The organism is Calidithermus terrae (assembly GCF_003574345.1).
GTDB classification, from domain to species: Bacteria; Deinococcota; Deinococci; order Deinococcales; family Thermaceae; genus Calidithermus; species Calidithermus chliarophilus.
In genome coordinates, this window is the sequence record NZ_QXDL01000177.1 from 1 (window position 1) to 8,749 (window position 8,749).

9 protein-coding genes and 1 rRNA gene are annotated in these 8,749 nt (G+C 71.2%); 6 read left to right on the plus strand and 4 right to left on the minus strand.

Annotated elements, in window-relative coordinates; all coding sequences use genetic code 11:
* Both Mterra_RS23485 and Mterra_RS16290 read left to right on the plus strand, forming a co-directional pair.
* Positions 1-1,018, plus strand: a 1,018-nt coding sequence (locus tag Mterra_RS23485) for an MFS transporter (protein WP_119316122.1), incomplete at its 5' end; no start/stop codon positions are given.
* Between the two features lie 64 nt (positions 1,019-1,082).
* On the plus strand, positions 1,083-1,571 hold the full coding sequence (locus Mterra_RS16290) for a GNAT family N-acetyltransferase (RefSeq protein WP_119316123.1): 489 nt from the start codon (positions 1,083-1,085) through the stop codon (positions 1,569-1,571).
* 80 nt (positions 1,572-1,651) lie between these two features.
* Here the strand turns inward: Mterra_RS16290 and Mterra_RS16295 are convergent, their stop codons facing one another.
* Positions 1,652-3,283, minus strand: a complete 1,632-nt coding sequence (locus Mterra_RS16295) for an FAD-dependent oxidoreductase (RefSeq protein WP_119316124.1) — start codon at positions 3,281-3,283, stop codon at positions 1,652-1,654.
* A 51-nt stretch (positions 3,284-3,334) separates the two neighbouring features.
* Positions 3,335-3,691, minus strand: a complete 357-nt coding sequence (locus tag Mterra_RS16300) for a response regulator transcription factor (protein WP_119316125.1) — start codon at positions 3,689-3,691, stop codon at positions 3,335-3,337.
* Positions 3,692-3,797: 106 nt separating this feature from the next.
* Here Mterra_RS16300 and Mterra_RS16305 point away from each other — a divergent pair, with 106 nt between their 5' ends.
* The 4 genes from Mterra_RS16305 to Mterra_RS16320 all read left to right on the plus strand — a co-directional run bounded on the left by Mterra_RS16305 (position 3,798) and on the right by Mterra_RS16320 (position 6,917).
* Positions 3,798-4,328, plus strand: coding sequence for a hypothetical protein (locus tag Mterra_RS16305; protein WP_119316126.1), 531 nt, complete (start codon positions 3,798-3,800; stop codon positions 4,326-4,328).
* A gap of 64 nt (positions 4,329-4,392) precedes the next feature.
* Positions 4,393-6,006, plus strand: coding sequence for an acyl-CoA dehydrogenase family protein (locus Mterra_RS16310; protein WP_119316127.1), 1,614 nt, complete (start codon positions 4,393-4,395; stop codon positions 6,004-6,006).
* Positions 6,007-6,045: 39 nt separating this feature from the next.
* Positions 6,046-6,498 (plus strand): hypothetical protein, encoded by a 453-nt coding sequence (locus Mterra_RS16315; RefSeq protein ID WP_147372880.1) that lies wholly within the window; start codon positions 6,046-6,048, stop codon positions 6,496-6,498.
* A gap of 11 nt (positions 6,499-6,509) precedes the next feature.
* A complete protein-coding gene (locus Mterra_RS16320) occupies positions 6,510-6,917 on the plus strand; it encodes a hypothetical protein (RefSeq protein WP_147372882.1) in 408 nt (135 codons plus the stop codon).
* Between the two features lie 215 nt (positions 6,918-7,132).
* Here Mterra_RS16320 and Mterra_RS16325 read toward each other — a convergent pair whose 3' ends face one another.
* Both Mterra_RS16325 and Mterra_RS16330 read right to left on the minus strand, forming a co-directional pair.
* A complete protein-coding gene (locus tag Mterra_RS16325) occupies positions 7,133-8,431 on the minus strand; it encodes a cytochrome P450 (RefSeq protein WP_119316130.1) in 1,299 nt (432 codons plus the stop codon).
* Positions 8,432-8,631: 200 nt separating this feature from the next.
* Positions 8,632-8,749 (minus strand): 16S ribosomal RNA (locus Mterra_RS16330); the annotation flags it as partial.

The window sequence follows — 8,749 nt, forward strand, 5'->3', positions numbered from 1 at the left end:
GCAGGGGGTCACGGTGTTCAGCGGGGCGCTGGCCGACCGCTTCGGGGCCAAGGGGCTGATCCTGGGCGGGCTGCTGGTGCGGTCGGTGGGCTTCGTCAGCCTGGCGTGGGCCGACAGCTTCGCCCTGCTGATGCTGAGCGGGCTGCTGGCGGGGCTGGGCGGGGCGCTGTTCGAGTCGCCGAAGTCGGCGGCGGTGACCGCGCTGAGCGACGAGGCCACCCGGCGGCGGGTCTTCGCGCTGCAGGGCACGCTGGGCAACGTGGGGATGGCGCTGGGGGTGCTGGCCGGGGGCCTGCTGATCCGGGCCAGCTTCGACGCGGTGGCCGTGGCGGCGGGGCTGTGCTACGTGGTCTGCTACGGCATCACCGCCCTCCTGCTGCCGCCGGTGCGGGTCTCGAGCGGGGAGCGGGGGCTGCTCGAGGGCATCGGCATGGCCCTGCGCGACCGGCGCTTCGTGGGCTTCACCGCCGTCTCGATGGGCTACTTCATGCTGTGGGTGCAGCTCTCGCTGAGCATCGCCCTGCAGGCCGAGCGGCTGGCCGGCACCAGCACGGCGGTGAGCTGGGTCTTCCTGCTCAACACCGTCATCAGCGTGGGGCTGCAGTACCCGCTGGTGCGTGCGCTCGAGGGCCGCCTGAGCCCCTTGCGGGCGCTGGTGCTGGGGACGGTGGTGATGTCCACCGGCCTGGGCCTGATCGCGCTGGCGGGCAGCATCGCGGCGCTGCTGGCCTGCGTGGCGGTGTTCGCGCTGGGGGTGGTGATCCTCTCGCCCCACCAGCAGGTGGTGATGGCCGAGCTCGCCGACCCGCGGGCGCTGGGCTCGTACATGGGCTTCGGCTGGCTGGGCCTGGCGGTGGGCGGGGCGCTGGGCAACCTGGCCGGGGGCGTGCTGCTGGACTGGGGACGTGCCAGCGGCCTCGAGGCCCTGCCCTGGCTGGTCTTCGCCGCGGTGGGCTACCTGAGCGCGCTGGGCCTGGTGCTCTTCGAGCGCGCCGCCGGGTCTGCCGCCAGCCGTTGACCGGCGGCCGCGCCGGGAGGGAGGAGGCCTCGAGCCCGTGCCCCGGCCCTGGTAGGCTTACGGGATGGAAGACCTCCCGCCGGTCACCTTCCGCCTCATGCGGCCCGCCGACGCCGGCGCCGTGGCCCGGATGGTGCGCCAAGCCTGGGCCGGGCGGGTGGCACCCGGCTCCAGCGGCCACCTCGAGACGGCCGAAAAGGTGCTCGCCGACCTCGAGCGCGGGCGCGGCTTCGTGGCCGAGGCCGGGGGAGAGGCGGTGGCCGCGGTGCGCTGGGTGCCGCACCCCGTCGAGGAGGGGGTCTGCGAGGTGCACAAGCTGGGCGTGCTGCCCGGGTACCGCAAGCGGGGGCTGGGGCCGAAGCTGCTGGGCTTGCTCGAGGAAGACGCCGCCCGGCACGGCGTGCGGGAGGTACGGCTGGCGGTGCGCCACGACCAGTACCGGCTGGTGGAGTGGTACAGCGCCCAGGGCTATGTCCTGGACGCGAATCTGCTCTACAGCTCGGCCAACCCCCGCACCCCGCCGCCCTTCGTGCTGCGCAAGCGGCTGGCGTGAGCCTCGGGGGAGGGGGCCGCTCGAGCCGCCCCGCCGCCCAGCGGGAAGCCCCCCGGCATCCACCTGCGGGTGGACGGCTTTCAGAGGGCCTGGAGGTAGCGGTGGACGAACTGCACGGTGATCGAGCCCTCGCCCACCGCGCTGGCGACGCGCTTGACCGACTCGTGGCGCACGTCCCCGGCGGCGAACACCCCGGGCAGGCTGGTCTCGGTGAGGAAGGGGTCGCGCCCCAGCCTCCAGCTCCCCCGGGGCAGGTCGGGGCCGGTCAGCACAAAGCCGCGCCCGTCGCGCAGCACCGACTGGCCCAGCCAGTCGGTGTGGGGCAGGGCCCCGATGAAGACGAAAAGCGCCGAGGTGGGCAGCCGCTCGGTGGTGCCGGTGCCGGCGTCGGCGAGGGTGATGGCCTCGAGGTGCCCCTCCCCGTGGACCCCGGCCACCTGGCAGCAGGTGCGCAGCTCGATGTTGGGGGTGCCGGCGATCTGGTCGATGAGGTAGCGCGACATGGTCTGGGAGAGCCCCGCCCCGCGCACGAGCATCACCACGCGCCGGGCGAACTGCGAGAGGTACACCGCGGCCTGCCCGGCCGCGTTGCCGCCGCCCACCACGTACACGTCCTCGTCCTTGCAGGCCTGGGCCTCGGTGATGGCGGCGCCGTAGTAGACCCCGGCCCCGGCGAGGCGCTCGAGCCCCGGCACCGGCAGCTTGCGGTAGCTGACCCCGGTGGCCACCAGCACGGTGTGGCAGGAGAGCTCGCTGCCGTCCTCGAGGGTCACCGCGCGGTACTGCCCCTCCGCCCGCAGCCCCTTGACGGCGGCCGGGTTGAGGATCTCGGCGCCGAACTTGCGGGCCTGGGCCACCGCGCGGCGGGCCAGGTCGCCGCCGGAGAGCCCGGCGGGGAAGCCCAGGTAGTTCTCGATGCGGCTGCTGGTGCCGGCCTGGCCGCCCGGGGCCTCCCGCTCGACGAGCACCACCCGCAAGCCCTCCGAAGCGCCGTAGACCGCGGCGGCGAGCCCCGCCGGCCCGCCCCCCACGATGACGAGGTCGTAGAAGCGGCGGTCGGCCTGGGTCTTGAGCCCCACGGCCTGGGCCAGCTCGACGGGGGTGGGTTCCTCGAGGCGCTGCCCGTCGGGCAGGACCACCAGCGGGAGCCGGGAGGTGCCGGCCAGGGCGGGGGCTTCGGGGTGGGTCTCGAGGTCGAGCCACCGGTAGGGCACGTGGTTGCGGGCCAGGAAGTCCTTGAGGTGGTGGGTGCGGGGCGACCAGCGGTGCCCCACCAGCCGTACCCCCTCGAAGGGGGGCCGGTAGGCGGCCTGCCAGTCGGCGAGCAGGTCGTCGAGGACCGGGTAGAGGTGCTGCTCGGGCGGGTCCCAGGGCTTCATGAGGTAGTGGTCCAGCCGCGCCCGGTTGATGGCCCGGACGGCGGCCTCGGTGTCGGCGTAAGCGGTGAGCAACACCCGCTTGGCGCCGGGGTAGAGCTCCCTCGAGCGCTGCAAAAACTCCACCCCGTCCATCTGCGGCATGTGGTGGTCGCTGAGCAGCAGGGCGACCGGCTCCCCCCGCTCCTCCAGCTGCCGCAGGGCCTCGAGCGCCTCCGGGCCCGAGGAGGCCCGCACGACGCGGTAGGCGGCCCCGTACTGCCGCCTGAGGTCCTGCGCGACCGAGCCCAGCACCTGCGGGTCGTCGTCGATGGCCAGGATGACCGGCTTCGCCATTCTGCTATTGTCGCCGCTGGGGGCGCGGCGATTGTAAGGCCTGCCGGGCCCTCAGGGACGGCCTATCAGGGCCCCGATGGTCCCGAGCAGTTGCTGGAACTCCACCGGCTTGACCAGGTAGGCCTCGACCCCCAGGCCGTCGTCCTCACTGTCCTCGGGGACCCGGCCGGTGAGCATGATCACCGGCAGCCGGGGGCGGCGCTCCCGCAGCCGCGCCAGCACCTCCGGCCCGCTCATGCCGCCCATCTTGCGGTCCAGGATCACCAGGTGCGGGGCGAAGCGCTCGAGCGCCTCGAGCCCCGCCGGCCCGTCGGCGGCGGTCTGCACGGCGAAGCCCGCGAGCGTCAGGCCCCGCCGCAGGAAGCTGCATACGCTGGGATCGTCGTCGATCACGAGGATCCGGTGCATGCAGGCAATCTATTGCTTTCGGCAGGGCCACAGCTCCATCGTGAACCCATGAGTTTATGATCCGTGGCTGAGCCTGGGCTGAGCGATAAATTGGTCCTGGCTCAAAATGAACCCGAACGACTTTATCGACGAGCTTGGCGACGCCTACTACTGCGTAGGGCGTCCGGTTCTGGAGGGCAAGGTGATCGCCCTGCTCTTGCTGGCCTCGGAGCCGCAGAGCCTGGGCGAGCTCGCGTCACGGCTCGGGGTGAGCAAGGCCGCGCTGCTCAAAGTGGTGCGCCCCATGGTCGAGCGCGGCGACCTCAAGCGCTGGCGCGAGCCCAGCAGCCGCGCCCACCGCCTGGGCCTCACCGACCAGGCCTACATCCACGACCTGCGGGTCCACGTGCTCAACAGCCGCCGCGTGCTCGCGGCTACCCGCAAGATGCTGCGGAAGAAGGGCCTGGAAGAGGGGGTGCGGGCCCAGCTAACCCGCCACGCCGAGGTGGTGGAGAAGGCGGTGCAGAGCCTCGAGGCCGTGGTGCGCTCGGTGGAGGAGGAGCAGAGCCGCGACCTGGAGGAACACCTCGAGCGCGACTGGGACGCGCTCCCTCCCCCTAAGGGCCGCGGGCGCAACCCCAAGCTCAAGCTGACCTGACCCCTGCCCCCGGGGCGCCCTCAGCCCGCCGGGCTTGGCGGGGCGTAGACTACGGCCAAAAGCCATGGAACACCAATCCTACGCCTACGGGCACAACCACTTCCGGCTCGACCCCGACCTCCCGGCGCTGCTGGGGCGCTGCTGGCGCGGCTGGGAGGCGCACCGGGGGGAGCTCGAGGCCTTCGGGGAGCTGGCCGGGGGCGAGGCCTACCGCGTGGCCGACCACGTGGACAAGGAGGCCCGCCCGGTGCTGGTGATGCACGACCTGGCGGGCAACCGCATCGACCGCGTGCGCCTGTCGCCTGCCCAGGAGGGCCTGCTGCGGCGGCTGGCGGCCATCAACCGCCCGCCCTACGAGGGCGGGAGCTGGCACCACCACTTCGCCCAGGGCTACCTGCTCGCCGACCCCGGCCTCTACTGCGTCCAGACCATCACCAACTGCGTGGTCTACAGCATCCACAAGTACGCGCCGCGCTTCTCGGCCTGGAAGGAGCAGCTTTTGAGCGGCGAAGCCTTCGGCGCCACCTGGATGACCGAGGTGCAGGGCGGCTCCGACCTGGGCGCCAACCAGACCCAGGCCTCGTGGGACGGCGAGTCCTGGCGGCTGGAGGGCGAGAAGTACTTCTCGAGCGGCGCCGGGCTCACCGACTACGCCATCGTCTCCGCCCGCCCGCAAGGGGCCCCGCCGGGGCCGAAGGGGATCGCGCTGTTCCTGGTGCCCCGCCTGGACGCGCAGGGCCGGCTCAACTACCGGGTGCGCCGCCTGAAGGAGAAGCTAGCCACCCGCGCGGTGCCCTCCGGCGAGGTGGAGTTCGCGGGCGCCGAGGCCCACCTGATCGGGGAGGCCGAGGAGGGGATCTACTACCTCCTGGAGACCCTCACCCTCTCGCGCCTGGCCAACGCCTGCGGGGCGATGGGGCTGGCGAGGAAGGCCCAGCTCGAGGCCCTCTTCCGCGTGCGCCGGCGCAAGGCCTTCGGGCGGGCGCTGCTCGAGCACCCCCTGGCGCGCCGCGACCTCACCGACCTGGCGGTGCGCATCGCCGGGGGCCTGGCCCTCACCTTCCGGGCGGTGGCCGCCTGGGAGGAGGCCTGGCCCCTGCGCCCCCCTTACAGCCCGCGCTACCACTACGCCCGCCTGCTCACCCACCTCGCCAAGGCCCGCACCGCCGAGCACGGCACCTACTGCACCCAGCTCGCCATGGAGCTCTTCGGCGGGGTGGGCTTCGTGGAGGACTTCGCCATCGCCCGCCTCAGCCGTGAGGCCCTGATCACCCCCATCTGGGAGGGCCCGGCCAACGTGCAGGCCCTCGACACCCTCGAGGTGCTCACCCGTAAGGGGGCCCAAGAGCCCTTCCTGGCGGAGTTCGTGCCCCGGCTCGAGGCGGTCGGGACCGAGGAGGCCCGCCTCGCGTTGGGGGCCCTCCGGCGCACCCTGGACCGCCTGCAGGGCCTCGAGCCCGCCGAGGCCCAGTGGCACGCCAAGGAGGCCCTGCGCACCCTGGCCGACGCCGCCAGCGTGGCGCTCTTGTACGACCTCGAGGCCGCCGGCGGTGAGCGCTACGCCAAGCTGGCCGCCCTCTACGCCCGGCGCTTCCTGGGGGGCGAGGAGTACCCGGCGTGGGCCCTGAAGGAGCCGCAGGTGTGGGCAGGGGAGAGGGCCCCGGAAACCCCCGCGTAACTCATCCTGGGCTACACTACAGTACAGGTCGGGAGGCTTATGCAAGATCGCTCGTCGGCGTTTTGGTCGGGGTTTTGGGACGTGGTCAGCAAGGCGTCCATCGTGGCGATCCCGGTGGTGCTGGGCTGGGCGCTCAACCTGGGCTCGCAGCGCATCGCCGACTCCATCGCCCAGCGCGACTTCATCCAAAGCCTCATCGACGAGCTCTCCGACACCAAGAGCCAGGCCCGCCAGGACATCGCCCTGATCCTGCTCAAGGAGTACATCGGCAACGAGCAGCCCAAGATGGTCGCCCGCATCGCCGAGGTGGTCTTCAGCGACAACATGAACCGCATCGTGGACACCGACAAAACCGACAACGCCCTATCCGAGCTGCAGGGCTCCACCGCCTACCAGATCCTCGCCGAGCTCAACCCCGAGCGGGCCAAGGCCATCGCCGAGTCCAGCCAGCAGCGGGTGCTGGCCGCGCTGCTCGACGAGATCAACAAATGACGGAGAACCGCGTGAGAAAACTGCTGCTCAGCCTCGCCGCCCTGCTGCTCGTCTCCGCGCTGGCCCAGAGCGCCTCGAGGGTCCTCGGCCAGCCCCTGCCCGTCGAGGGGGCCACCGCGGTCAAGACCTTCGACGAGCGCGTGCTGCGGGCCTTTGCCGTCACCGAGGGCAAGCGCTGCCAGACCTTCGAGGGCTGGAGCTTCAAGCAGGCCACCCAGGAGGAGTACCGCAAGCTGGTGGACGGCTTCAACGAAGCGCTCAAGAAGGCGGGCTGGAAGGTCGAGCCCAAGGGCCAGGTGGCCCAGGGGGAGTCCACGGTGGAGGCCTACAAGCTCACCGGCGGCAAGGGCGAGCTGGTCATCGGCTACTGGTTGCTGGCGAAGGGGGCGAGCCAGTTGTACTGGTGCCGGTTGGGGTAGGGTTGTCGGTGGTGGGTGGTTGATGGCCGGATGCAGGTCGTGCGTCGTACGTCCTACGTCGTACGTCCTACGTCGTACGCAAGACGCAAGACGCAAAACGCAATACGCACGACGCCTTGTTTCCCCCCTTGGCAAGGGGGGCTGGGGGGATAAACCTACCCCGCGGGAGGGAAGGGGAGGGGTCCACCACGAGCCACAAGCTGACGGCTGACCGCTTACCGTGCCCTCGCCCGCATCCGCAGGCCGCCCTTGGCCCAGAGGGTAAAGTTGGGCTCGGGCTGGACTTCGGTCTCTTCGGCGTGCTCGAGGTCGAAGCGCTGCAGCACCCCGGCCACGATGATCTTGAACTCGGCGGTGGCGAAGCTCTGGCCGGTGCAGACCCTGGGGCCCAGGCTGAAGGGGAAGTAAGCCCCGCGGGGCAGGGACTTCTCGAACTCGGGCGTCCAGCGCTCGGGGATGAAGGCGTCGGGGTTGTCGAAGAAGCGGGGGTCGCGGTGCAGGGTCCACTGGCACAGCACCAACTGCGACTTGTAGGGCAGGTACATCCCGCCCAGCTCCACGCCCTCCCCGGCGGCCACCTCCCGGCCGATGATCCACACCGGGGGGTAGAGGCGCAGCGCCTCCTTGAACACCTGGTCGAGGTAGGCCAGGCGGGGGAGGTCCTCGAAGGCGGGGATGCGCCCCAGCGCGTCGAGCTCGGCGCGGAGCTTGGACCGCACCTCGGGGTGGCGGTCGAGGAGGTGCCAGGTCCAGATGAGGGCGTTGGCGGTGGTCTCGAGGCCCGCCGTGATCACGGTGAGCACCTCGTCGCGCAACTGCCGGTCGCTCATCCGGATGTCGGCCCGCTGCTGGGCCTCCATCAGCATCGAAAGCAGGTCGTCGCCCAGCGCGCCCTGGGCACGGCGCTGGGCGATGTGGCGCTGCACCATCTCGTTCAGCGCCCGCACCACCCGGATGCCCGCGCGGTTGAGCGAGGGGGTCCAGTCGGGGTCGGTGAGCCAGCCGTGGATCATGCGCCCCACCACCTGCTGCCCCAGGATGATGGCCTTGTGCATGATGTCGCGGTCGTCCTTGGCCTCGACGTTGAACATGCACTTAGCCACCACCCGCAGCGTCAGGGCGTTCATCTCCTCGTCCACGTGGATCAGGTCGCCGTCCTGCCAGCCCTCGAGCATGTCCTGGGTGAAGCGGGTCATGACCTCGGCGTAGCCCACCAGCCGCTTGTAGTGGAACGCGGGGCGCATCAGGCGGCTCTGCTGCTTCCAGAACTCGCCCTCGCTCACCAGGATGCCGTGCCCCATGCCCCCGGCGAAGGCCCGGGTCATCTCCGACTTGTGGAACAGCTCGGCCCGCTCGACGAGCACCTCGCGCACCAGGTCGGGGTGGTTGAGGAAGACGATCTCCTGCCCGCTGGCGAACTGAAAGGTGGAGATGTCGGGGCCGAGGCGGGCGAGCCGGGTGAAAAAGCGCAGCGGCTCTCGGCGGAGCTCGAGGTCGGGCAGGTCGCGCACCATATCCCGTAAAGCTTACCCTGCCCGGGAACGAGGGCGTTGGGAGCTTTGGCCCATAGAGCGCTCTGCGGCACGGCCAGCCGCGGCGCGGTAGGGGGTTAAAAGAAAACTCCCCACCCGTGAGGGTGGGGAGAGTGAACCTTGCACAGATCGGGCGAGTTGCTGAGCTGCACGCGCGTGGCGTACAACTGAGTACTCCTTAGAAAGGAGGTGATCCAGCCGCACCTTCCGGTACAGCTACCTTGTTACGACTTAGCCCCAGTCATGAGCCCGGCCCTCGGCGCCTGCCTAGGGCTACCGGCGACTTCAGGCAGAACCCAC

Bases quoted from the DNA above. Each gene is read 5' to 3' on its own strand.
- Mterra_RS16290 (WP_119316123.1), top strand. From the start codon at position 1,083: ATGGAAGACCTCCCGCCGGTCACCTTCCGCCTCATGCGGCCCGCCGAC.
- Mterra_RS16295 (WP_119316124.1), bottom strand. From the start codon at position 3,283: ATGGCGAAGCCGGTCATCCTGGCCATCGACGACGACCCGCAGGTGCTG.
- Mterra_RS16300 (WP_119316125.1), bottom strand. From the start codon at position 3,691: ATGCACCGGATCCTCGTGATCGACGACGATCCCAGCGTATGCAGCTTC.
- Mterra_RS16305 (WP_119316126.1), top strand. From the start codon at position 3,798: ATGAACCCGAACGACTTTATCGACGAGCTTGGCGACGCCTACTACTGC.
- Mterra_RS16310 (WP_119316127.1), top strand. From the start codon at position 4,393: ATGGAACACCAATCCTACGCCTACGGGCACAACCACTTCCGGCTCGAC.
- Mterra_RS16315 (WP_147372880.1), top strand. From the start codon at position 6,046: ATGCAAGATCGCTCGTCGGCGTTTTGGTCGGGGTTTTGGGACGTGGTC.
- Mterra_RS16325 (WP_119316130.1), bottom strand. From the start codon at position 8,431: ATGGTGCGCGACCTGCCCGACCTCGAGCTCCGCCGAGAGCCGCTGCGC.